The 23886-nt window shown below is 43.7% G+C and carries 20 protein-coding genes and 1 pseudogene; 16 read left to right on the top strand and 5 right to left on the bottom strand.

The window, feature by feature from the left end; translation table 11 throughout:
• Positions 1 to 82 precede the first annotated feature (82 nt).
• The 10 genes from F6K63_RS25955 (at position 83) to F6K63_RS25910 (ending at position 7752) form a co-directional block, all read left to right on the top strand.
• A complete protein-coding gene (locus F6K63_RS25955; protein ID WP_008188043.1) occupies positions 83 to 994 on the top strand; it encodes a hypothetical protein in 912 nt (303 codons plus the stop codon).
• A gap of 193 nt (positions 995 to 1187) precedes the next feature.
• Positions 1188 to 2132, top strand: coding sequence for an RpnC/YadD family protein (locus F6K63_RS25950; protein WP_008188042.1), 945 nt, complete (start codon positions 1188 to 1190; stop codon positions 2130 to 2132).
• 518 nt (positions 2133 to 2650) lie between these two features.
• Entirely contained in the window at positions 2651 to 2830 is a 180-nt protein-coding gene (locus F6K63_RS25945) for a hypothetical protein (protein WP_287252886.1), read from the top strand.
• An 808-nt stretch (positions 2831 to 3638) separates the two neighbouring features.
• The gene (locus tag F6K63_RS25940) at positions 3639 to 3944 is read left to right on the top strand and encodes a PqqD family peptide modification chaperone (protein WP_008188040.1); all 306 of its coding nucleotides are present in this window, start codon (positions 3639 to 3641) and stop codon (positions 3942 to 3944) included.
• Complete coding sequence (locus F6K63_RS25935) at positions 3928 to 4374, top strand: lasso peptide biosynthesis B2 protein (protein ID WP_008188039.1); 447 nt, start codon at positions 3928 to 3930, stop codon at positions 4372 to 4374. Before F6K63_RS25940 ends, F6K63_RS25935 begins: the two co-directional genes overlap by 17 nt.
• Positions 4371 to 6389 (top strand): lasso peptide isopeptide bond-forming cyclase, encoded by a 2019-nt coding sequence (locus F6K63_RS25930; protein ID WP_008188038.1) that lies wholly within the window; start codon positions 4371 to 4373, stop codon positions 6387 to 6389. Before F6K63_RS25935 ends, F6K63_RS25930 begins: the two co-directional genes overlap by 4 nt.
• 119 nt (positions 6390 to 6508) lie before the next feature.
• The gene (locus tag F6K63_RS25925; RefSeq protein ID WP_008188037.1) at positions 6509 to 6706 is read left to right on the top strand and encodes a lasso peptide; all 198 of its coding nucleotides are present in this window, start codon (positions 6509 to 6511) and stop codon (positions 6704 to 6706) included.
• A 102-nt stretch (positions 6707 to 6808) separates the two neighbouring features.
• Positions 6809 to 7006, top strand: coding sequence for a lasso peptide (locus tag F6K63_RS25920; protein WP_008188036.1), 198 nt, complete (start codon positions 6809 to 6811; stop codon positions 7004 to 7006).
• Between the two features lie 87 nt (positions 7007 to 7093).
• Positions 7094 to 7297, top strand: a complete 204-nt coding sequence (locus F6K63_RS25915; protein WP_008188035.1) for a lasso peptide — start codon at positions 7094 to 7096, stop codon at positions 7295 to 7297.
• 257 nt (positions 7298 to 7554) lie between these two features.
• The gene (locus F6K63_RS25910) at positions 7555 to 7752 is read left to right on the top strand and encodes a lasso peptide (RefSeq protein ID WP_008188034.1); all 198 of its coding nucleotides are present in this window, start codon (positions 7555 to 7557) and stop codon (positions 7750 to 7752) included.
• Here F6K63_RS25910 and F6K63_RS25905 read toward each other — a convergent pair.
• On the bottom strand, positions 7744 to 7872 hold the full coding sequence (locus F6K63_RS25905) for a hypothetical protein (RefSeq protein ID WP_267872087.1): 129 nt from the start codon (positions 7870 to 7872) through the stop codon (positions 7744 to 7746). The genes F6K63_RS25910 and F6K63_RS25905 overlap by 9 nt on opposite strands.
• 152 nt (positions 7873 to 8024) lie before the next feature.
• On the opposite strand from F6K63_RS25905, the gene F6K63_RS25900 reads away from it, so the two are divergent.
• The 5 genes from F6K63_RS25900 to xth all read left to right on the top strand — a co-directional run bounded on the left by F6K63_RS25900 (position 8025) and on the right by xth (position 14488).
• Positions 8025 to 8960, top strand: coding sequence for a hypothetical protein (locus tag F6K63_RS25900; protein ID WP_008188033.1), 936 nt, complete (start codon positions 8025 to 8027; stop codon positions 8958 to 8960).
• Between the two features lie 14 nt (positions 8961 to 8974).
• Positions 8975 to 9181, top strand: a complete 207-nt coding sequence (locus F6K63_RS25895) for a hypothetical protein (protein ID WP_287252895.1) — start codon at positions 8975 to 8977, stop codon at positions 9179 to 9181.
• Between the two features lie 199 nt (positions 9182 to 9380).
• A complete protein-coding gene (locus F6K63_RS25890) occupies positions 9381 to 11198 on the top strand; it encodes an ABC transporter ATP-binding protein (protein ID WP_287313486.1) in 1818 nt (605 codons plus the stop codon).
• 1146 nt (positions 11199 to 12344) lie between these two features.
• On the top strand, positions 12345 to 13400 hold the full coding sequence (locus tag F6K63_RS25885; RefSeq protein WP_008186039.1) for a P-loop NTPase family protein: 1056 nt from the start codon (positions 12345 to 12347) through the stop codon (positions 13398 to 13400).
• A gap of 299 nt (positions 13401 to 13699) precedes the next feature.
• Positions 13700 to 14488 (top strand): exodeoxyribonuclease III, encoded by a 789-nt coding sequence (xth, locus tag F6K63_RS25880; protein WP_287313485.1) that lies wholly within the window; start codon positions 13700 to 13702, stop codon positions 14486 to 14488.
• Positions 14489 to 14774: 286 nt separating this feature from the next.
• Here the strand turns inward: xth and F6K63_RS25875 are convergent, their stop codons facing one another.
• The 4 genes and pseudogenes from F6K63_RS25875 to F6K63_RS38000 all read right to left on the bottom strand — a co-directional run.
• A complete protein-coding gene (locus F6K63_RS25875) occupies positions 14775 to 16667 on the bottom strand; it encodes a hybrid sensor histidine kinase/response regulator (RefSeq protein ID WP_502708361.1) in 1893 nt (630 codons plus the stop codon).
• Positions 16668 to 16889: 222 nt separating this feature from the next.
• The gene (locus F6K63_RS25870) at positions 16890 to 17321 is read right to left on the bottom strand and encodes a response regulator (protein ID WP_008186031.1); all 432 of its coding nucleotides are present in this window, start codon (positions 17319 to 17321) and stop codon (positions 16890 to 16892) included.
• A gap of 321 nt (positions 17322 to 17642) precedes the next feature.
• Complete coding sequence (locus tag F6K63_RS38005) at positions 17643 to 19367, bottom strand: PAS domain-containing sensor histidine kinase (RefSeq protein ID WP_502708360.1); 1725 nt, start codon at positions 19365 to 19367, stop codon at positions 17643 to 17645.
• Positions 19359 to 22211, bottom strand: a pseudogene (locus F6K63_RS38000) (PAS domain S-box protein); the annotation flags it as partial. The pseudogene F6K63_RS38000 and the gene F6K63_RS38005, both read right to left, overlap by 9 nt.
• A 429-nt stretch (positions 22212 to 22640) precedes the next feature.
• Here F6K63_RS38000 and F6K63_RS25860 point away from each other — a divergent pair.
• Positions 22641 to 23111 (top strand): molybdenum cofactor biosynthesis protein MoaE, encoded by a 471-nt coding sequence (locus F6K63_RS25860; protein ID WP_008186028.1) that lies wholly within the window; start codon positions 22641 to 22643, stop codon positions 23109 to 23111.
• Positions 23112 to 23886: the final 775 nt, after the last annotated feature.

The raw sequence follows: 23886 nt of genomic DNA, 5'->3' as shown, positions 1-23886 counted from the left end.
AAATGTCAAGATCATATGGATCTGTTTTTTGCCAGTTGATCGGTGAAAGGCTACTAACACCAACCCCAAAGAGTTAGGATTAATGACCCGACAGCCTCATGATCAATTTGCCAAACAGTATCTAACGGAGTTGTTAACAGCTCACGGTCAGGTAGAAGTCAGCCGAGAACTAACCAGTGAAGTGCGTCAAGTGGATATTTGGTTTCTACCAACAGCTTCTGAATCCACAGCACCCCAGGAAATTGGATTGCTCGGTCAGATGGCATCAACCGCCTGTTTATTGGAACCGTTCCGCAATGCTACAGGAATCATGGCAGTGCGCAATTGCCTGTTGAAGTTGTTTGCCCTCTACAGTGACCTACAGCGGAAGGCACGACGAGAGAAAAACCTGATCAGTGAAACCGATTTGCCCTGTTTATGGATTTTGTCCCCTTCCTGTTCAGGCCAGCTGTTGAACGGGTTTGGTGCAAAACTTGATAATTCCGGTAATTGGGTCAAAGGAGTTTACTTTTTGCCTGAGTGGTTCAACACAGCCCTGGTGGCCATTAACCAGCTACCTGTTACCGAAGAAACCCTGTGGTTAAGAATTTTGGGACGCGATCGCACTCAAGCGCAAGCCATTAATGAGTTGCTGGCACTGCCTGATCGACACCCAAAACGACGTAACATCTTAGAGATTCTGGCTAACTGGCGCATCAAAATAGACAAAATAGGAGAAAGTGAAGATTTAACTGAAGACGACAGGGAGTTAATTATGAATTTATCACCAGCTTATTTGCGTTGGCGGGAAGAAACCTTAGAGCAAGGCAATTTAGAGGGACAGCGCCTGATGGTGGAGAATCTACTAGCAGGGCGGTTTGGCACTGTTGATCTCGAATTATCCCGAACCATTGAGCCTTTGATGCAGTTGCCGATCACAGACCGTACTCAGGTGCTGCTTAACCTGTCTCGTCAGGAACTTTTGGAGAGGTTTGGAGACAGTCGATCGGATTGATACTGTTACCGTTCAATGGGATTGCGGTGGTATTCCAAGCTCAGTTCGATTTCAGAAGTTTTAGGGGCGCTTCCCTTGCGCCCTTAGCTTGGGTTATGGGGTAAAAGTCTAAAATGTCAAGATCATATGGATCTGTTTTTTGCCAGTTGATCGGTGAAAGGCTACTAACACCAACCCCAAAGAGTTAGGATTAATGACCCGACAGCCTCATGATCAATTTGCCAAACAGTATCTAACGGAGTTGTTAACAGCTCACGGTCAGGTAGAAGTCAGCCGAGAACTAACCAGTGAAGTGCGTCAAGTGGATATTTGGTTTCTACCAACAGCTTCTGAATCCACAGCACCCCAGGAAATTGGATTGCTCGGTCAGATGGCATCAACCGCCTGTTTATTGGAACCGTTCCGCAATGCTACAGGAATCATGGCAGTGCGCAATTGCCTGTTGAAGTTGTTTGCCCTCTACAGTGACCTACAGCGGAAGGCACGACGAGAGAAAAACCTGATCAGTGAAACCGATTTGCCCTGTTTATGGATTTTGTCCCCTTCCTGTTCAGGCCAGCTGTTGAACGGGTTTGGTGCAAAACTTGATAATTCCGGTAATTGGGTCAAAGGAGTTTACTTTTTGCCTGAGTGGTTCAACACAGCCCTGGTGGCCATTAACCAGCTACCTGTTACCGAAGAAACCCTGTGGTTAAGAATTTTGGGACGCGATCGCACTCAAGCGCAAGCCATTAATGAGTTGCTGGCACTGCCTGATCGACACCCAAAACGACGTAACATCTTAGAGATTCTGGCTAACTGGCGCATCAAAATAGACAAAATAGGAGAAAGTGAAGATTTAACTGAAGACGACAGGGAGTTAATTATGAATTTATCACCAGCTTATTTGCGTTGGCGGGAAGAAACCTTAGAGCAAGGCCGGGAACAAGGCAAGGAACAAGGAAATTTAGAGGGACAGCGCCTGATGGTGGAAAATCTACTAGCAGGGCGATTTGGCACTGTTGATCTCGAATTATCCCGAACCATTGAGCCTTTGATGCAGTTGCCGATCACAGAGCGTACTCAGGTGCTGCTTAACCTGTCCAACTTGTCCCGTCAGGAACTGTTGGACAGGTTTGGAGACAGTCGATCGGATTGATACTGTTACCGTTCAATGGTATGGTGGTGGTATTTCGGTTGTATTCCGGTATCACTGGGTCAAGACTGACACAAAACTGGTCACCAAACCCACTTATCTGATAGGGGCGCACGGCGTGCGCTCCTACTTGCTGTTTTTATTTACCACTGCAGCTACCAGAACACTAGCTCAAAGCTAAAGACTGTTATAGCATTTCCAAATGAGATGTAAATTTGTATGGTCTTGTTTTCTTGTCCAATAAAACTCTGTATCTCTTTCCCATCTTGCCTTTTGCCTCTTAAATGCAAGCCAATTCCTGCCATAAGGTGTTTACAACCCAGATAAAAACGCCCTGAGCTGTTGGCGTAGCGTGGGCGTAGCCCATAGGCTGTTAGCTTCACTGCCCTTATCCTGACCTTATATAGCAGCAAAAGTTTTTCTGAAAAACTGTCCGGAATTTACTTGGAAGGGAGAGAACATTTAATTGAAGGCAAGGAAAAATTAAAGTGATGACAACAAAGAGTTAATTAGAGTTAATTATGAATTTATCATCAGCTGATTTCGGTGGCTGTGAACCAATGTTACAAAAGATTGCTCCAAATGTGTGGGGGATTGTCTATCGGATTAAAATGCGATCGCTCTTTAACTCCACCTCCAACCTTGTAAATTTACTTTTATCCCATAAAATAGTTTTACTGTTTACATCATCAAGGGGATAATTTACAGAGTTTGCTCTCTTTTTTTATTAATTCAATAAAGAATTAAAGTTTTATTAATATCTCCGACAATTAGTTTAACTATTGGATGAATTAGGCTACAGTTAAATTAAATCAAAAAACTTAAATTTTAAATAGTATTACTCCCTATCAATTCTGACTTCTTCATAACAGTATAAATGCTGTAACTCAATCTTATATAGCAGTCGCCAGGGCAGTTAGGACATGACAAAAGTCTCAAACCTAAGTAAGCGCAAGAGTTTGACTTCTGACTTCTGCTATAAATACCAATATTCACAAACTATTCACACAATATTTATACATTTAAATTGTGAATCTGGGCTGATAGGAATAGGTCAAAATCGGGAGATGGTGGACCGGCTTTTGCACAAGTGGATCGAGCTTAAATTTAAATGTCTATTTGCTTATAGCAATTATAAATAGGTTGCGAACTCTAGCGGGAGCAGGATGACCGCACTAGCAATGATTTTGGGGTTATGAATTTTCACAACTCGTTTCTAAACGCGCTTATCCCTCAATACTAGAGCAACCAATACTAGAGCAACTAGCTCACCACTAACTCCTCAAACTGATCAAGTTATGTATCTACTATACCATGACTTAACTAATTTTAACAAGCGATGCAGTGGCCTCACGGGGGTTTCTCCCACTCGCGCTTTGCATCAAGACATGGTCGGGCTAATCAACGATAGTAATTTGGGTAATTACTCTCAATCCATTAATTATAAGCCCAGATAATTACCTCACTAGTTTTATAGAACAGCAATAATTACTTGGAGAATAAAAAATTATGAGTTTGGATTGTACTATCTCAAAATATTCAATTGTAGTAGCAGCTCAAGAGCAACTATCTTCTGATATTGGAGGAGAGGCAATCATCCTCGATATGAAGTCGGGAGTTTACTATGGCTTGAATACCGTAGGTGCTAGCATCTGGAATCTGATCCAGGAACCGAAAACTTTAGATGAAATTCGCAATGCACTGCTAGCAGAGTACGAAGTTGAGCCAGAAAAATGCGATCGCGATCTGTTGGCATTACTCCAAGAATTCGCAGCAGTTGGGCTAATTGAGGTAAAAGATGAAGCGGTTGCGTAAGTTCTTGCGCCTTACTAGTAGAGAACGTCAACTTGTGATTAACACGTTCATTTTACTAGGATTAATCAGACTAGGGCTATGGTTACTACCATTTCACAGATTGCGGCAACTGGTAGCAAAAATCAGTCAGCCATCACCTCAAGCTCAAAGCGTAAACCAAACTAACCTAAGCAAAATTGTCGGAGCTGTTAATCTCAGCAGTCGCTACATGCCAGGTGGTGTTAAGTGTTTAGCTAGAGCATTAACCACACAAGTACTAATGAGTCGCTGTGGTTACTCCCCTCAACTCAGAATTGGTGTTGCCAAAGGGGAGGGAGGAAAATTAGAAGCTCATGCATGGGTGGAAAACCAAGGACAGGTTGTGATCGGCTATCTCAGAGACCTTTCACGGTTTACTCCACTACCATCGTTTAAAGGAGGCAAACTATGAGTGGCATTGTAGGGATTTACTACCTCAACCAAGAACCAATAGACCGGGAAAATATTGGGCAAATGTTAGATATCCTTGCCCACCGGGGACCAGACGGAGCAGATATCTGGTGCGAGGGGTCTGTTGGTCTCGGTCATCGGATGCTTTGGACTACTCCTGAATCGCTGCTGGAAAAGTTACCTTTAGTTAATCACTCCAAAAATTTAGTGATTACTGCTGATGCTCGGATTGATAATCGAGAAGAACTGATTGTTGCTCTAGAGTTGAACGACCGTCCAGCAGAAAAAATTACCGATAGCCAACTGATATTAGCCGCTTATGAAAAATGGGGAGAGCAGTGTCCAGAAAAACTATTAGGTGACTTTGCCTTCGCTATCTGGGATAAGCACAAGCAGATCCTCTTCTGTGCTAGAGACCATGTTGGGGTTAAGCCTTTCTATTACTATCACCAATCCGGTCAAGGGTTTATTTTTGCCTCTGAAATCAAAGCACTCTTCTGTTTACCCTTCGTGCCAAAGCGTCTTAACGAAGTCAGGATGGCTGACTATGTCGCCCTGATGATGGAAGACAAAGTCATCACCACCTATGACGAGATTCTGCGGCTTCCTCCTGCTCACACCATGGTCGTTAGTCAGTCAGGAATAGAGCTAAACTGTTACTGGTCTCTAGACCCCAATCGTGAGCTAATATTAGACTCTGACGAAGCCTATGCTGAAGCATTTCGTGACATCTTTACCGAAGCAGTTCGTTGTCGTCTCCGTAGTGCTTTTGCCATTGGTTCTCACTTGAGCGGTGGATTAGATTCTTCCTCAATCACTTGTGTAGCCAGGAAACTACTGGCTGAAACAGGAGATGCTCAATTGCACAGCTTCTCCAACATTTTTGACAAAGTCACGGAATGTGATGAACGTCCCTTCATCAATGCGGTTTTAGAACAGGGTGGACTTATTCCCCACTATGTCCATGCTGATCAGTTTGGTCCGCTGTCAGACGTTGACGAAATTTGGGAGTATGAAGACGAAGCCTTACTTGGCCCAAGTCATCATTATCCTTGGCGACTGAATCAAGCTGCTCAGCAAGCAGGGATGCGAATTGTTTTAGATGGTCTCGATGGCGATAATGTCGTGTTTCATGGTGTGTCTAGATTGACAGAATTAGCCCATCAAGGACAGTGGGAAACCTTTGTCCAGGAAGCTGAAGCATTTTCTGAACATTTTGGTAACTCACCCCAAGGCTTGCTTAAACACTACAGTATCCTACACCTAAAAACACTGGCGAAGCAGTTTCGCTGGATTGCCTTTGGAAAAGCTGTACATCAGATTCACAAGCGTTTTGGCATCTCCCGTAAGCACCTGTTGCTCAATCATGGACTCAAGGCGTTAGTTCCGGAAGCAATCAACCAACTTTGGCGAAAGTGGCGCAGACAAGACAAGTCAGCTAGTTCTGTTTCACCTCTGGTTAACCGCAACTTTGCTGAGCGCATTGGTATTGATCAGCGTATTCAAGCATTGGACAAGTCAGATCAACCATCACTTACAGTCAGAGAAGACCACTGGCGTAATCTAACCCAAGGTATATTTCCCCTAATTCTAGAGCAGCTCGACCGCTACAATGCTGCATTTTCCCTCGAAGCTCGTCATCCCTTTATGGATAAGCGGTTACTTGAATTCTGTCTAGCACTGCCTTCCGAGCAGAAACTCTACCAGGGATGGAGTCGGATGGTGTTGCGCCGTGGGATGGCAGATATTTTACCAAAAGCTGTCCAGTGGCGAGGAGGCAAAGCCCATATGGGTCCAAACTTTATTCACGGTCTGCTCACCCTAAATCGTCAGGTGTTCGACGACGTGATCTTGAATAAGCTTGAACTCATTGAAGGGTACGTTGACACAGACTTTCTGAGACAAGTTCATCGACGCATGACCTCAGGAGGCAGGGTGCGAGAAAAAGACTGCATGACAGTCTGGCAGGGAATCATCTTGGCCTTGTGGCTTGACCGCACCCAAGCGACACCCTAAGTCTAACTTGGCAGGGAATCTGCTTGGGATTGTGGTTTGGGCACAACCTTTGAAACACCGTAAGTCCAATTCAGGCTGTAACTACCGTAAACTACTATCAGCAAAAGGAAAGTAAAACCATGCTAAAAACTTACACTACACCAGAGATGATTGTTCACGGTTCTATTGAGGAGCTCACCGAAATCAATGGGCCTGATCGGATTGCAGATGTCCTGATTTTCAATGGTGATTTGGCTAATCCTGCGGCTGAATCAGATGACTCAAGCAGCCTAGACTGCGATAACAATGGTAATTGTGATCCGTTCAAACTACCGTAACAGGATTACTACTGGTGATAGTGAGTAATTAGTGAGTAATTAATAGTTTAACTCAGGGTGTGACTACCTTAAACCCACAATAAGTACAACGAAATTAACACCATGCTAAAAACCTACACTACACCAGAAATGATTGTTCACGGTTCTATTGAAGAGCTGACCGAAATCAGTGGACCTGATCGAATGGCAGATGTCCTGATTTTCAATGGTGATTTGAATAATCCCCAGGCTCAATCAGATGACTCAAGCAGCCTAGACTGCGATAACAATGGTAATTGTGATCCGTTCCAACTACCTTAACAGGATTACTACTGATGATGAGTAATCAATAGTTTAATTCAGGGTGTAACTACCTTAAACTACAAAAATTACAAGGAAAGTAACACCATGGTAAAAACCTACACTACTCCAGAGATGATTGTTCACGGTTCTATTGAGGAGCTCACCGAAATCAATGGACCTGATCGGATTTCAGATGTGCTGATTTTCAATGGTGATTTGGCTAATCCCGCAGCTGAATCAAACGACTCAATCAGCCTAGACTGCAATAATGGTAATTGTGATCCGTTCAAACTAGAAGACCGTCAGTAACACGATTACTACTAGTGATGCTGACTAATCGGCGTTGCTGAATTAAGGAATGAATGCGCGATCATTTGGTTTTATTGAAGCCCCCTAAATCCCCCAATTCTGGGGGACTTTGATAGTTTTGTTCCCCCCAAGCGAGCAATCCCTCGCTTGGGGGGCTAGGGGGGCAAAACCATACCCAGAATCAGCAACGCCGACTAATCAATAGTTAAAATCAGGGTGTGACTACCTGAAGCTACCGTCAGCAAAAGGAAAACACCATGGAAAAGAGCTACGCTACACCAGAGATTATGGTTCACGGCACCATTGAGGAGCTAACCCAAATCACTGGGCATACTCGGATTGCAGATGTCCTGATTTTCAATGGTGATGTGGCTAATCCCCAAGCTGAATCAGATGGCTCAAGCAGCCTAAACTGCGATAACAATAATAATTGTGATCCGTTCAAACTACAGTAATACGATTAGCACTGGTGATGGTAAGTACTGAATATTAGTAGAGCTATCACCAAGGGCGACAAAGGCATTATTTACTACTAAATTATCTACTACTAAATTATCTACTACTAGCAAGATCATCCCTAGGCAACTCCCACTTAGGTTGCCTAGGAATCCCCAACTCGTTAGTCCTGCAACACTGACTCAGCAGAAGGGTCTTGGCTAGAGTGAGGGGATGCCTTTTCTGCTATCAAGTTCTCCGATCAAGTTTAACCTGCTCCTAAGTATCAATTATGTACATCTATACGGCCTACAACCTTTGTATTCACTCAGAGATTCCCTTACTCGAGCTGATCGAGTCTGATGGATCCCCTGATGTGATCATACGTTTCGGGAAATTGAGTCATCTTCCTCCAGAAACAGCTAATTGGAGCAACCGTGTTGTTGGGGAATTGCATGGCAAAGCAAAGGTTTTGATTGAAGATGGGCGAGAGATTACTATCGAACCTGTGACAGGAGCGGACAACTCTAAGCTCAGCCCTAACATCCTTGGAGCTTGTATGTCTGTGGTGCTGCGACAGCGCGGATTGCTAGTACTCCATGCTAGCAGCATTGTGGTCAACAATCAAGCGATCGCATTCATGGGTGGGTCAGGCTGGGGTAAATCCACCTTAGCAGGAGCCTTTCATGGTAAAGGTTATCAGATTATAACTGATGATGTCATGCCTGTCAACCTTGATGACGGTTATCCTTTGATTATTCCTAGCTTTCCTCAGATTAAACTTTGGCCATCAGCAGCAGATTCTCTAGGACACAATTCTAATAACTTACCTCCTCTTTACCCAAACGCACCAAAGCTTTCCTACACATTCACTGATGGGTTTCAACGCACTGCTGTACCCCTGAAGCGGCTCTATGTATTGGCCAAAGGAGACCAACATCAGATTACCAAGCTAACGCCTCAACAAGCTTTCCCTGAAGTAGTCCGTCATAGCCGTGATGTAGATGTGCTAATTGCTCCAGACTGTGTTAGTACTCATCTGCGTCAGTGCGCCAGTCTGATTAAGACTGTATCTATCTGTCGCTTCACCAGAAAGCCTAATCTGATGGAACTTCCTGATCTAGTGGCCTTGGTGGAGAAAGATATCGAAGAATTAACTACTTCTGATCGTAGTAAAAACCATACCCTCAACACTAAAGTTCTTGCAGAAGTCGGGAACAGGGAATAGCACAAGAGAGGGAAGTGTGGGAAGTGTGGAGAGATGGGGAGATAGGGAGATGGGGAGATAGGGAATCAGATCAGCACTGGCGTGGTTTCTTACCTTCACGACTGCATGAAGACAATACTTTTATAAGAGGTCTAGTAAAGCTTCACGCCTTTTACCAAGTAACCTTAACCCAACTAACCTTCAACCTTAAACGAACTAACCTTCAACCTTCAACCAACTAACCTTCAACCAACTAACCTTCAACCTTCAACCTTCAACCAACTAACCGTCAACCAACTAACCTTCAACCTTCAACCAACTAACCTTCAACCAACTAACCTTCAACCTTTAACCAACTAACCTTCAACCTTTAACCAACTAACCTTCAACCTTTAACCAACTAACCTTCAACCTTTAACCAACTAAACCTTAACACAAAAAATGGGAGCAGGCAAAACCTTAAGAACAAAAATCCAGCAAACATTACGCCTTTTGCCTGCACTGCGTCTAGTCTGGCAAAGCAGTCCCTTTTGGACAGGAGCTCGCGTAGGACTTTTGCTGGTTCAGGGGATATTACCTCTACTATCAATTTATCTTACCAAACTAATAATTGATACAGTAACTGACGGATTCATTACTGCTGATAAACAAGCCGTCTTTCGTGATGTTTTACTTTTCCTAATCTTAGCCGGTACAGTTACACTTGTCACTACTCTTTGCAACTCCTTAGCTGAAGTAGTCAATACTGCTCACTCTCAGCGAGTGACTGACTACATGCAAGGGATTATTCATGATAAATCCCTAGAAGCTGACTTGGAGTACTACGAAAATGCCCGATACTACGATACGTTACAACGAGCTCAACAAGAAGCGCCCTACCGACCGCCCCGAGTCCTAAATCGTGTCACACAGATAGCTCAAAATAGTATTTCCTTGTTGGCGATGGTGAGTTTATTACTCTCCCTCCATTGGGGAATTGCTGGGATTTTATTTATTGCTGCCATCCCCGCGATGGTGGTGCGGGTAAAATACTCTCGGGTTATCTATCGTTGGCAGCGTAAAAAAACACCCATGGAACGGCAATCCATGTATTTAGGTTACATGCTAACATCAGACCAGTTTGCTAAAGAAATTCGCTTGTTTGATTTAGGGGTTTTCTTTACTGACTGGTATCGTCGCATCCGAGAGCAACTCTATAAGGAAAAAGTAGCCATTGCCACTGGACGCTCCTTTGCTAACTTTGGTGCTCAAGCCGTTGCGGGAATGTTAATCTTTTCTGTCTATGGCTTTATTGTCTATCAAACTGTCCATGGGGATTTGCGATTAGGAGATTTAGTGCTTTATCACCAAGCATTGCAGCGGGGACAAAATAATATTCGAGGGTTATTAACTAGTATATCTGGTCTTTATGAAGATAACTTATTTTTAGCTAACCTCTACGAATTTTTGGATCTAAAACCTAACGTTGTTGAACCAACTTATCCGAAACCAATTCCCCACTCCATGAGCGGTGGTATTGTTTTCGATCATGTTAGTTTCCAATACGGTACTACAACTCGTAAGGCACTTAAAAACATTAACCTTACAGTGCGACCAGGGGAAACTATCGCCCTAGTAGGAGAAAACGGTTCCGGTAAAACAACCTTAATTAAACTCTTGTGTCGTTTGTACGATCCAACCGCTGGCAGCATCACCATTGATGGGATTGATATCCGCAATTTTAAAATAGCTGACTTACGCCGCCAAATCAGTGTGATTTTCCAAGACTACGCTAAATATAATTTTACGGCTAAGGAAAATATCTGGTTAGCGGACATTGATTTGCCACGAGATCACGAAACTATTATTGATGCTGCTCGTCGTTCTGGTGCTGATGACGTTATCACTAGTTTACCCCAAGGGTATAATACCATGCTGGGGAAATTATTTGACCAAGGGGAAGAACTTAGTATTGGTCAATGGCAGAAAATAGCCTTAGCACGAGCTTTTCTACGAGACTCTCAGGTTATTGTATTAGATGAGCCTACCTCTGCTATGGATCCTAAGGCAGAATACGAGGTGTTTATGAAATTCCGCGAACTGATCGAAGATCAAGCTGCTATTCTGATCACCCATCGCTTATCTACTGTAAAAATGGCTGACCGAATCTATGTGATGGACCAAGGTTCAATTGTAGAAAGCGGTACCCATGGGGAACTGATGCAGTTAGATGGTACTTATGCCCATTTGTTTGAAACTCAGGCTAAAAATTATCGCTAACTTGAAGGTAAGCAGTGAGCTATCAGCTATCAGCTATCAGCTATCAGCTATCAGCTATCAGCTATCAGCTATCAGCTATCAGCTATCAGCTATCAGCTATCAGCTATCAGCTATCAGCTATCAGCTATCAGCTATCAGCTATCAGCTATTAGCTTATGGGTCACAGGCTTCTAGCCTGTGCCACGGTACTGTTCGCGCAGCACCTCAAGTAGCGCAATCGGTGCTTTTGAATAAAATAAGCTGACCGCTGACTGCTGACTGCTGACTGCTGAATGCTTACCTTCTGACTTCCCTACTCCCTACTCCCTACTCCCTACTCCCTACTCCCTACTCCCTAGCTAATGCTATAACATTTCCATTTGAGATGTGAACATAAAATTAAACCTTTTAGGTAACACGGAACTCGGTATCTGCTAACAGGGGTAAAGAATACCGAGTTTTTTTAATTATAAAAAAATCACGATCTCGGTTTACAAATCATTTGTAAAATCTCTAATAATGGCTAATTGTTTTAGCTGATTTTTATAATTTTTATTTTGGTAAAGAATTTAAGTTTTATTAAAATTTTAGGTATTTGTGGAAAAAATCGATTAATTAGGATACAGTTTAATTGACTTGAAGGGCTAAAATTATCAAGCTAAATCCGTTGAAGATAGTCTAAATGCTACCGGGGTGAAAATCTGCCATTAGATTGATCAGCTATGGACTGTGAACCAAATTTTAGAATGGTATTTGGAACCAGTACTATATCTCAAATCACTAATGAAAACCCTCAATTCCCTTATTAAGGTAGATTTAGGGGGATTATTGAAATATAAAAGACTTGGTTTTACGTTTTTATTGCGTAATTAATTAATCTTAATAATTTCAGCAATTTATTGGGCTTTATTAACGATAATTAGATTTTAAGCTGAAAAAGCTAATTACTAAACCATAATAGCTAAAACTTAGCTACATATAGTGAGGGAGCAAGCCTTGGGCCCCTACAATTAGGCTTGAGCAACGGATGCCAGAGTAATTTCTGAACTGCAATGGCTCATCAAGGGGAGTCAAGAAACTACTGCATCAGTTTCTAGTGATTGCATCTACGCGCAATAGTTATTTGAGAAATTAATTATGAGTTTGGATGGCACAATCTCTAAGACAATGTCTAAGTGTTCAGTTGGCGATATCTCCGAAATTGACAGCCAATCAGTGGATTGCAAAGCCTTGGGTGGCAACAAGCAAAAGCTGTTTTCCTATGTTGCTTATGGTTTGGGAATCCACTCGGCGCTACCAATCCCAGAGTTTATCCCAGCAGAAGTAGAGTGTGATGTTACGATTCACATTCAGAGTAATGATTACAGTACGGGATGCGTTCGCGTAGCGTCGGCTGAGGCCGTAGGCCACGCTACGCGATCGCCGAATCGCAAAATCAGTGACTACATTCCAAAGGAAGTTATCCAGCAGCCGATGGCTTTCCAGTTGAGTCGAGATGAGGCAGTGATTTATCTCAAAGACACAGGGCTGTTTCTGGTACAGGGGGGAAACACGATTATAATCATTCCCGCAGCAGGAGCCTGCCTGAGCCGCATTCAAACGGCTCTAGTGGGAACTGTGATGGCGATTCTGCTTTATCAGCGGGGATTGTTGGTGCTACATGCCAGTGTAGTCAATATTAATGGTGGTGCGGTTGTTTTCTTGGGTAATTCCGGTGAAGGTAAGTCTTCAATTGCTGCTGCACTCCATACTCAGGGATACAGAATCATCACTGATGATGTTGCACCTGTGAGATTGGATCAGGGGAAAGCGAAAGTTGCTCCTAGCTTTCCTCAAATTAAACTAAGTCGAGAAGTAGCTAAGGTTTTGGGATATGACCAGGATAAGCTGGGTCTGCTGGTACCGAAGTTAAATAAACCTGGCTATCTGTTAAATCAGGATTTTACCCAAGCGCTACTACCAATCCGGTGCATCTATGTACTGGTTTCAGGTTCACAGTTGAGTATTAAGCGTCTGAAACTTCAGGAGGCGGTGATGGAACTATCCCATCACTCCCGTCTAAACAGTTTATTTGACTCTGAGAAAGCATCCCATCTTCTTCAGTGTGCTCAGCTTGCCAATCAGTGTAGTGTTTATCGTCTCCAGCGACCTCGTAACTTGGCTTTGTTGCCTGAGTTAGGGAGGTTGGTGGCAGAACACCAATTTATACAAGGCAAAATGTAACAGGTAACAGGTAATATAATAAATTACCCAAAGCCCCATTATCCATTACTCAAAAAAACTTCAAGCTCCTAATCAACTGTTATCAAAAACTGTAATCAACCCCTTCAATTTAGTTGAAGGGGATTAGCGTCATCTGTCCGACGTAATATCTGGCGAATTTACGCCTAAACTCGCCTCTTTAAAACTATGGTACTCTGGTTTTGATGTCTGAGTGGAAGGCATATATATCTTGCTCCCCAATGCTGGTGTAGAGGTAGTTGCTGTCTGTTTTGGACTAAATTTAATCAGCTGTAGGACTAATGAAAATCGCTACCTGGAACGTCAACTCAATTCGGAGTCGCCAAGCTCAAGTAATAGATTGGTTGCAACGTACCCAAGTAGATGTGCTTTGCCTGCAAGAAACTAAAGTAGTTGATGCCCAGTTTCCGCGATCGCTTTTTGAAGAATTGGGTTATTACCTTTATATTTCTGGGCAAAAATCCTATAACGGTGTAGCCATCTTTAGCCGGAAACCAGCCACAGACGTAAGTACTGGCTTTGCTGCCGTGTTGGATACAGCTCAGGTGGGGGACCTAGATGAACAAAAGCGAGTGATTAGCGCTACAGTAGACGGCGTCCGCATTGTTAACCTATATGTTCCCAATGGGGCTTCGGTCAACAGTGAGAAGTACGACTACAAGCTGCGTTGGCTGAAGATACTGCGGGACTATTTACACAGTATCCTAGAAGAACAGTCCCATGAACTTTGTGTATGTGGGGACTTTAATATTGCCCTAGAAGACCGGGATATCCATAATCCTAAAGGCAAAGAAAAGCACATCATGGCTTCCCCAGTAGAACGTCAAGCCCTACAATCTGTCTTAGACCTAGGTTTAGGGGATGCCTTTCGCAAATTTACCAAAGAAGGGGGTAATTTTAGTTGGTGGGACTATCGCACCCGTGCCTTTCGGGGTAATCGGGGTTGGCGGATTGACCATATCTACCTAACCCCCAATCTTTACAATCAAGCGATTAGTTGTACCATTGACATAGAACCGAGAAAACTAGATAAACCTAGCGACCATTCCCCTGTAATCGTTAACTTATAGTCAAGTTTTAACGGCAAAAGCCATTCAGCTATCAGCTATCAGCCGTCAGCCGTCAGCTTTTGAATAAAAGCACCTCAAGTAGCACCATCTTTAGCGCATAAGCTGATAGCTGATAGCTGAATGCTTACACAACTGAAATAAATAATTAACCATTAAACTTAATAATTATAGCAGTCGAAGTAAAGGTTAAGAAATGTTTCTGTTCCCAGATCCGCTGTTCCCAGATCCGCTGTTCCCTAAAACCGATAACTTTGTACTCACCAAATTGACAACTGCTATATAACAATTAACTACCTTTAAGCACACCATCAATAGCCTGCAATAATTCCTTAGCGGTGTAAGGCTTAGACAAAAAGGTCTTAACCCCAGCTTCAGCCGCCGCATCGACTTTATCACTGATAGGCAACCCACTGATGCCAATAATTTTGAGCTGCGAGTTAATTTCTCGCAATTGAAGGATGGTTGTTGGTCCATCCATAACCGGCATCATCATATCCATCAGCACCAATTTAATGTCATCCTGATGTTGCCTATAGAGTGCGATCGCTTCCCTACCATCCCTGCTAGTCATCACCCGATAGCCATAGTTTTCTAAGGAAGTCTTGGTAATCTCACCAATAGCAGCTTCGTCATCCACCACTAAAATCAACTCACCGTTTCCTGTCGGTAGTTCTAGTTCTTCCTCGGAAGGAATTGGGAAGTGTTCTACTGCTGGCAAATATACTTTAAAGTTAGTACCTACGCCCACTTCACTATACACATTTACAAAACCGCCGTGACTTTTCACAATACCTCTGACAGTAGACAAACCCAGTCCTGTACCTTGACCGATTTCTTTAGTAGTGAAAAATGGCTCGAAAATTCTTGGCTGTATTTTCAGGGGAATACCAATGCCACTATCAGCAACGGTCACCACAATGTAGGGACCGACATCGGCATCAATATGCATCCTGGCATAGTTTGGATCTAAAAAAATATTTTGAGCAGACAATGTCAACGTTCCACCATCAACCATAGCATCACGAGCATTGATGCAGAGGTTCATCAAAACTTGGTGCAGTTGTGTGGCATCCCCAGATACAGACCAAAGATTGGGGTCTATATCCGTAGACAATTCAATGGATCTGGGAAATGTTTCTAGGATAATGTGGCGAATTTCCCGAATCAAATGCCTGACTTGTAAAACCGTTCGTTGACCTGTAATACCCCGAGCAAAGGATAAAACTTGCTTGACTAAACCAGCCCCCCGCCTAGCATTATTCTCTACAGTTTTTAGGAGTTGCAAATGCCGCTGATCTGAGATTTTCAGCTGCAACAGTTGAGCTGACATTAGAATAGGAGCTAATAAGTTGTTCAAATCATGGGCAATGCCCCCAGCTAAGGTACCAATGCTCTCCATGCGCTGAGCGTGGAGAAACTGGGTTTCCAGTTGTTTTTTTTCAGTGATATTAGTATTGACAATCAAGATTGATTTGGCCTGTCCCTGAGGATTTTGCACCAAAGTCCAGCGACTTTCAACAATAATTTCTTTGCCATCTTTGGTGACTTGATTCAACTCACCATACCACTCCCCTGTTTTGGCAACACTTTGGTCTGCCTCGGCTAGGTCAGCTGGTGCTTGTTCGTACAGCAGTAGATGCTCTTTTTTTCCAATCACTTCTGCTGCCTGCCAACCGTATAGACACTCCGCTCCTTTATTCCAAAATGAGATAGTATTGTCTAGATCCCGAACCAGAATGGCATCGGTTGCCACATCCAACAACGCTGCTTGTTCCCGAATTTTTTGTTGCGCTTGCTGGCGCTCAAGGGCATAGCGGATGGAACGCTCTAGTAAAGGTCCTCTAAGTTGACTCTTATCCAGGTAATCTGCTGCCCCAGCTTTCATGGCTTCCATGTCAACCTCATGGTCTCCCTGAGCAGTTAGGAGGATAATCGGTGCTGTACACCCCCTGGCAATGGCTTCACCTAGGAGTTCAAGTCCATTATGCTCACCAAGACGGTAGTCCAGTAGATAAACATCATGGTGGTTCTGACCAATCATTTCTAAGCCCTTAGCATAGGTTGCCACCCAAGTCAAGCTAAATCTAGCTCTCCGGTTTTCCGACAGTAAATCACGAGTTATAATATAGTCATCTTCGTCATCATCAACGAGTAATACGTTAACCAAAGGGTTGTACATTGGTCTGGCACCAGAGGAATCGAAGGAAATTAGTCGAGGGTGGTGAGTTCTGAGTTCTGAAAAGGGTAAGCAATTTGCTGGCTTTGTGATCAACGAACATTGATGAGGGTCGGTTTTGGAAATAGTCCTGAGTGGATCAGTTTTTAGTGATACAGTAGAAACATCAGTAGAAACATCAGAACGTTCAGCTGGCGGTTGTGAGTATTTACTCATGGTAGTCTGTTAGGGCAATCTATTCCCTTCGGGGGGCAATTCGGCGATGTCCAACCAGTACTTTTTTAACGTTTCCATCACCTCAATTAGGGAACTATAGGTGACAGGCTTAACGATGAAAGAATTTGCTCCTAAGTTATAACTGTGATAGATATCTTCTTCAGCCTTTGAGGTAGTCAGCACTACAACTGGTATAACTCGTAGATTAGGATCAGCCCTAATTTCTCTGAGGGCCTCACGACCATCTTTTTTCGGCATATTCAAATCCAGTAGGATTAAACTTGGACGAGGGGACATGCTCGCCTGCCTGTGTTTACCACGGTGATACAGATAATCCATCAATTCCTCGCCATCACTGACAAAGTATAGCTCATCGGTCAACTGACTCTCTAACAGAGCCTCCCTTGCCAATAGACAATCATCCGGATCATCATCTGCCATTAAAATTATCACGGGATTTCGGCTTTCATTCACTCAGCATTATCTCCTCGACCAAAAATTATAAAGGAATTATAAAGGCATTATGAAGGGGTTATGAAGTATAAAGGTGTAAATTTGAAGTATTTTATGGATTAGTCACTCAACTACTAGTATGTTTTCATTATTTAACGTTTAAGCTTAAACCTTTAACCTTTAACCTTTAACCTTTAACCTTTAACCTTTAACCTTTAACCTTTAACCTTTAACCTTTAACCTTTAACCTTTAACCTTTAACCTTTAACCTTGGCCTTTCGGCCACGCTACGCGAACAATCTTCCAGCTTCAATTTTGTTTAATCGGCACCCTAACAATAAACTTAGCCCCCTGTCCTGGTGTGCTCTCTGCCATGATGCTACCATTATGGCGTTCCACAATTTTACGGCAGATAGCTAGACCGATGCCGGTTCCTTCATATTCGCTGCGACCATGGAGCCGTTGAAAGGTTTGGAAAATGCGATTGCCATACTTGGGGTCAAACCCAATACCATTGTCTTCGACTATGATCTGACAACGCTGATTAACGGTTGCGCCTCCATAACTTAAGGGAAAACTTTCCTGAAGCAGTTGGCTATAAATTTTAACGAGGTTACCTCTTGGTTCTGGTCGGAATTTAAGTCCGTTACTGATCAGGTTTTGCAACAGTTGACGCATTTGCAGGGGATCAGCTTCAATAGTATGTAGTTCACCGACTTCCACTACGCCACCAGATTGCTGGATACGTAGTTCTAAATCAGAGAGTACCTCTTGCACCACTTGAGCCAGATCAGTCGCAACCAAAGGTCTGGCCTTGGTGGTCACCCGGGAAAGGCTAAGCAAGTCATTGATTAACACCTGCATCCGTGCTGCAGCATTCTGCATCCGTTCCAGGTAGTCCTGACCCTGCTCCGTTAACTGTTCATGATACTTTGTCTGAAGGCGATCGCCAAATGCCTGAATCTTGCGCAGGGGTTCTTGCAGATCGTGGGATGCTACATAGGCAAACTGTTGCAGTTCAGCATTAGAACGGGCAAGTTCCTGACGCTGACGGGTTTCTGTTCCTAAAAGCTGGGCTTGGGCTAAGGCAATACCAATTTGGTCGGCCAGTTGTTGCAACAATTCACTTTCAAAGTTAGTCCATTGTCGTGGATTCGAACACTGATGGGCAATGAGCAAACCCCAAAGTTGGTCTTGTTGCTGAATTGGCACCACTAGGTTAGCTTTTACCCCAAACTGTTGCAGCATTTCTACATGGCAAGCTTGGATATCAGATTTTTCTAAGTCACAGATGTTGCTAACCCTTCCCTGACGATACTGGTCCAGGTACTCTTCATGAAAGCAAGGATCTTCGATGCTTTGTCCGAGCATGATTGGCCAACCAGGTACTACTGCTTCTTGAAGCACTTTCCCCCAGCCATCAAAACTCAGTTGGAACAGTACAACTCGGTCAGCCTTGAGAAATTGTTGCACTTCTGTAACCGCCGTTTGCAGAATCTGATCCAGTTGTAGAGACTGGCGGATTTTCAGGGTAATTTCTGAAAACAATTGCGATCGCTGATTTTGGCGCTTGAGTTCTTGCTCTGCTAACTTACGCTCAGTAATGTCATCCACCACATAGGAAAATCGGGGGCGAGGAGTGGTTGTGTCGGGAATTGGGCATACAGTGGCGCATAACCAGCGGGTATCGGTTTCAGTGGTGTGATCATACTCGAAGGAAATGGGCTGATTGCTTTGTTGGCTTTCTCGGTAATGGGTAATCCACCGATGGATATGAGTTTTGGGTGCCCCCAACTCACTGGCTAACCGATTCTGCATGGCCTCGGGTGTAGTCCCGAAAAAATTCGCTGTACTGTTATTATCAGAAATATGCAGGATGTCATCATCCAACAGTTCCACGACCCCCATCAATAGTGCGGAACTGTTGAAAAAACTACGCAGGGTCGATTCACTACCGAGCAGTGCAGCTTCTGCCTGTTGGCGCTCTATTTCCGCTTGATGAGCTGCAATTAATCGACCAAGACTTTGAGCCATTAATTCTACAATTTCCCGTTCGTGAGGCTGGAAATCCCTTTCTCTGACCTGGGTTGAGGAAAAATTGAGGGAGCCGTAGACTTCACCATAGACAAATATGGGAGTCCCGATATAGGACTCAAGTTTTAGAGTTTGGTAGACTGGATGAGCATGCATTAGCTCCATCTCACCTACATGAGTATAGGAAATGGTCTTTTTTTCGCGAACGACTACAGCACAATAGGTATTTTTTAATTCAAACTCTGAGCCAGAGACTAACCCTTCTAGATCAGACCTGACCGACAGGATGGTGTAGGAATTAAGGTGTATTTGACTAATAATGCCAGTGGGCATCCCTAAAATTTCACATCCCGTCTCCAGATAGTCAGCATACAGCAGCTCAAAGTTTTGGTAATTGGTGGTATTCAGCCGATGTAGGTGTTTGAGGTTGTTACTGAAGGTTTCCAGAGCCTGAGACTTTTGCAAAAGTTGCTCGTCTGCGTGCTTGTGTTCAGTAATGTCCCGCCCTACTGCCTGGAGCTCAATTAATTGACCATGCTCGTTAAAGATGGCACGTCCGCTCCACTGCTGCCAGCGAATCTCTCCTGTGGGCATAATCACCCGGTGTTCAACCGTTTCTACCGGATTCTCCGGGCTTAGAGAAGTAATACACTGTTCTAGCCTTTTGAGATCCTGATCGGGAATCAATGGCAAAAACCGTTGCCCAATCAACTCTTGCTCTGACTTGCTGAAATAGCGACAGTAGGCACCATTGACAAAAGTAAGAGTTCCATCAGGACGGAAACGACAGATGAGTTCTGTTTGATCTTCGACAATAGCGCGATAGCGAGCCTCGCTCTGATACAATTGCTGCTGATTTTGCTCCCGCTCGGTAATATCATGGTTTAGACCAATGGTTGCCACCATATTGTCTTGCTGATCATAAAGAGGTACTACCACCGTTTCACACACCCCACACTTGCCATCTTTGCCAATAAAGTGAATCTCCCCAGACCAACGTCCCGAACTGGTCATCTCCTGGATAATCTGCTCGGTTAGAACAGCCGCCTCTTCCGGTGGGTACAAAATCCCCGGAGTTTTACCCAATACCTCAGCTTTGGTGTAGCCGAATATTCGCGCTGAAGCAGGATTCCAATCAATTATCTTACCTGCTAAGTCCGTGATTATGATCCCATCGAAGATACTCTCAACAATCAGAGCCTGTCTACGTAGGGCTTCTTCCGCCTGTTTGCGCTCAGTGATATCGATGCAAGAGCCAATATAACCCGCAAAGTCCCCATTGGGGGTAAATCGGGGAGTGCCTATATCTAATATCCAACGATACTGCCCATCCCTACGTCGCAAGCGGTACTCCATGCGAAAATTTTCTCTGGCGTCGAAGGCGCGTATATAGGTATTGAAGCTGCACTCTAGGTCATCAGGATGCACCCCTTCAGCCCAGCCATGGCCCAATTCCAGTTCGAGGGTCTTACCGGTGAAGTTCAACGAAAGCTGATTGAAAAAGTTATAAAGTTTATCAGTGCCTGACATCCAGATCATTACTGGGGCATGATCAGCCATCATCCGGAAGCGAGCTTCACTCTCTTCGAGGCTGGCTTGCTTTTGTTTGGCCTCGGTAATGTCCCGTGCGATCGCATAAATTAAACCATCGTTCACTACTGGATAAGCAGCCCAGGCTAGCCATTTATAAGACCCATCTTGACAGCGATAGCGATTCTCGAAGTAGACAGTAGGGATGCCAGTCCCCAATTGTTCTATTTCTGCCCTAGTTGCTCCTCGGTCATCGGGATGGACAAAATTGAAAAACGTGGTGCTTTTTAGTTCTGCTTCGGTGTAACCCAAGGTGCTAGTAAAGGAAGGACTCAAGCGCTTAAAGTAGCCATCGAAACCAGCTATACACAGCAAATCCAGGGAGAGGTCAAAAAAGCGATCGCGTTCTTGCTGGATCCGTTTCCATTCAGTAATGTCACGAGTAAAACATCGGGTATGGACAAATTTGCCATTTTTCCAGAGGACATTAGAGTTAATCAGCACATGGCGAATCGAGCCATCTTTGCACAAGAGTCTGGCTTCGTAGTTTTTTAAGGTTTCTTCAGCAGTTAGTCTGGCCAGGATATCTTCAATTACCTCTTGCTCCGGGTAAAATTCACCAATGTGGTGACCGATATACTCGTCGGCGTTGTAACCCAGCAGATCTAACTCTGCCTGATTAGCCCACAGGATGATGCCATTGCTATCTACGCAATGGAGACCAACGCAGCCATTTTCTAAAAAATCCAGCAGTTCTTGGTCAACCTGGGTAAATTCAGGTTCAAAACCTTGGTTTTCTAACTGAGGCTGCTGTAAATCCGCTAACTGTTGTTTTAGCTCCAGTTGGCTGATCAGTTGACGACTTAAGGCTTGTAATCCCGCTAACTGTTGTGGCTGAAGTTCCTTTGGCACTTGATCGATTACGGCAAGTGTTCCCAGAGGGTATCCCTCAGAGGTAATTAGGGGAACTCCAGCATAAAACCGAATATGAGGCTCAGCAGTAACTAAAGGATCAGTGGCAAACCGTTGATCAGCCAGGGTATCCTGAACTACCAATACCTCAGCTGACTCAATCCGATGGCCGGATAAAAAGGTATTTTGACTTATTGACGTTTCATCTAAGCCCAGATTAGACTGACACCATTGACAGTAACAGTCAATCAGGGTAATCAGAGCCATGGGCGTTTGGCAAATTTGTGCGGCTAATGCTGTGACATCATCAAACGCCTGTTGGAGCTCAGGGTCAGTAATTCTTTTATAAGAGTTTTGGGCTGCCAGCTTTGCTGGTTCATCAGCCTCTTCTCCTCCTGCCATCAAATAATCTCCAAACGGGTTATAATCAGCCCTAGTTATGATCAGCCCTAGGTTGGCTGTTGCTCAAGACGATAAGACTGATCACTGATCAGCTAGGATGAGCTTGACTTGAATTAGCTTGAGGTTAAGGATAGGTAGCATCAATGGATTAACGGCAGATGTTTGTGGGCTACTGAGAAATAGCCCTCCACAACGCCATCATTGCCCTTGTCAGAGAAAAAACTTCTGATTTAATTTAATATTATTTGAATATTATTTAGGTATACTATCTGAATTTAGAGCACCTGCTCCTAATTTTTAAAGTATTTTAAACAAATCGGAACATGGGGCTAAGGTTGGGTATTGATTAAATCCAACCAAAAAATATAAATAAACTATATTATAGCTGACTTTGTTACTAATCTTAACACTTCTTAGAATTCTCAGGCAATGACTCCCCTGCCCAAGATCACTGAAAAGCAAACGGTAGATAGTTTTTCAATCACCATCGCTCCCTTATCCCTATCAGAACTTTACGCCCTTGCTGAAGATCCGGCTAATGGAGCTGTGGTGATGATGAGTGGCACAGTCCGTAATCAGACTGATGGGAAACCAGTGGTAGCATTAGAGTATCAAGCTTATGAGCCCATGGCATTACGGGTATTTTCCTCAATTGCTGCCCAGATTCGTGCCTCATGGTCTGATGTGAATCGGGTGGTAATCCATCATCGCATCGGTCGCTTAAAAATTGGGGAAATTAGCGTTTTAGTCGCTGTTGGCTGTCCTCATCGTTCAGAAGCCTTTGCAGCTTGTAAGTATGCTATTGACACCTTGAAGCATAATGCTCCGATTTGGAAAAAAGAGCATTGGGATGATGGTTCTAGCAGTTGGGTCAGTATTGGGGCGTGTGAGCAATCATAATGAAGAATGAAGAATGAAGAATGAAGAATGTAGAATGTAGAATGAAGAATTATAGAATAGCTCCCTGTAGCACCAACTTTTTTACTTATCGTTTTAATCGTTTTAGTGATTGAGCGATCGCTTTTTCTAATTCCACTTTACTCAAGTAAAATTGTAGGGTGGGCATTGCTCTCGGAATATCATGATTGAACAGCTATCAATGATATGGGCAATGCCCACCAATACCCTAGGGTGGGCAAAGACTGATGTAAATTCCAGAATGTTTGGGAGTTGGAAACAGGCCTAAGGTATCCTGGTTGGTGGGCATTGCTCAGATGAATTCTGCCTGGGTTGGGGGTTGATTTCAAGCAATGCCCACCCTACAACTAAATTCTAAATTCTAAATTCTAAATTCTAAATTCTATCTACTTATCGTTTTAGTGATTGAGCGATCGCTTTTTCTAATTCCACTTTACTCAAGTAAAATTGTAGGGTGGGCATTGCTCTCGGAATATCATGATTGAACAGCTATCAATGATATGGGCAATGCCCACCAATACCCTAGGGTGGGCAAAGACTGATGTAAATTCCAGAATGTTTGGGAGTTGGAAACAGGCCTAAGGTATCCTGGTTGGTGGGCATTGCTCAGATGAATTCTGCCTGGGTTGGGGGTTGATTTCAAGCAATGCCCACCCTACAACTAAATTCTAAATTCTAAATTCTAAATTCTAAATTCTATCTACTTATCGTTTTAGTGATTGAGCGATCGCTTTTTCTAATTCCACTTTACTCAAGT

The sequence above is a fragment of the Moorena sp. SIO1G6 genome, from assembly GCF_010672795.1.
Taxonomy (GTDB): Bacteria; Cyanobacteriota; Cyanobacteriia; order Cyanobacteriales; family Coleofasciculaceae; genus Moorena; species Moorena producens.
The sequence above is the reverse complement of the archived record's forward strand: the minus strand, read 5'-3'. Positions and strand labels throughout refer to the sequence as shown.

Coding starts and splice junctions, on each gene's coding strand:
- F6K63_RS25955 (WP_008188043.1), top strand. CDS start 83: ATGACCCGACAGCCTCATGATCAATTTGCCAAACAGTATCTAACGGAG.
- F6K63_RS25950 (WP_008188042.1), top strand. CDS start 1,188: ATGACCCGACAGCCTCATGATCAATTTGCCAAACAGTATCTAACGGAG.
- F6K63_RS25945 (WP_287252886.1), top strand. CDS start 2,651: ATGAATTTATCATCAGCTGATTTCGGTGGCTGTGAACCAATGTTACAA.
- F6K63_RS25940 (WP_008188040.1), top strand. CDS start 3,639: ATGAGTTTGGATTGTACTATCTCAAAATATTCAATTGTAGTAGCAGCT.
- F6K63_RS25935 (WP_008188039.1), top strand. CDS start 3,928: ATGAAGCGGTTGCGTAAGTTCTTGCGCCTTACTAGTAGAGAACGTCAA.
- F6K63_RS25930 (WP_008188038.1), top strand. CDS start 4,371: ATGAGTGGCATTGTAGGGATTTACTACCTCAACCAAGAACCAATAGAC.
- F6K63_RS25925 (WP_008188037.1), top strand. CDS start 6,509: ATGCTAAAAACTTACACTACACCAGAGATGATTGTTCACGGTTCTATT.
- F6K63_RS25920 (WP_008188036.1), top strand. CDS start 6,809: ATGCTAAAAACCTACACTACACCAGAAATGATTGTTCACGGTTCTATT.
- F6K63_RS25915 (WP_008188035.1), top strand. CDS start 7,094: ATGGTAAAAACCTACACTACTCCAGAGATGATTGTTCACGGTTCTATT.
- F6K63_RS25910 (WP_008188034.1), top strand. CDS start 7,555: ATGGAAAAGAGCTACGCTACACCAGAGATTATGGTTCACGGCACCATT.
- F6K63_RS25905 (WP_267872087.1), bottom strand. CDS start 7,872: ATGATCTTGCTAGTAGTAGATAATTTAGTAGTAGATAATTTAGTAGTA.
- F6K63_RS25900 (WP_008188033.1), top strand. CDS start 8,025: ATGTACATCTATACGGCCTACAACCTTTGTATTCACTCAGAGATTCCC.
- F6K63_RS25890 (WP_287313486.1), top strand. CDS start 9,381: ATGGGAGCAGGCAAAACCTTAAGAACAAAAATCCAGCAAACATTACGC.
- F6K63_RS25885 (WP_008186039.1), top strand. CDS start 12,345: ATGTCTAAGTGTTCAGTTGGCGATATCTCCGAAATTGACAGCCAATCA.
- xth (WP_287313485.1), top strand. CDS start 13,700: ATGAAAATCGCTACCTGGAACGTCAACTCAATTCGGAGTCGCCAAGCT.
- F6K63_RS25875 (WP_502708361.1), bottom strand. CDS start 16,667: ATGTACAACCCTTTGGTTAACGTATTACTCGTTGATGATGACGAAGAT.
- F6K63_RS25870 (WP_008186031.1), bottom strand. CDS start 17,321: ATGGCAGATGATGATCCGGATGATTGTCTATTGGCAAGGGAGGCTCTG.
- F6K63_RS38005 (WP_502708360.1), bottom strand. CDS start 19,367: ATGGCTCAAAGTCTTGGTCGATTAATTGCAGCTCATCAAGCGGAAATA.
- F6K63_RS25860 (WP_008186028.1), top strand. CDS start 22,641: ATGACTCCCCTGCCCAAGATCACTGAAAAGCAAACGGTAGATAGTTTT.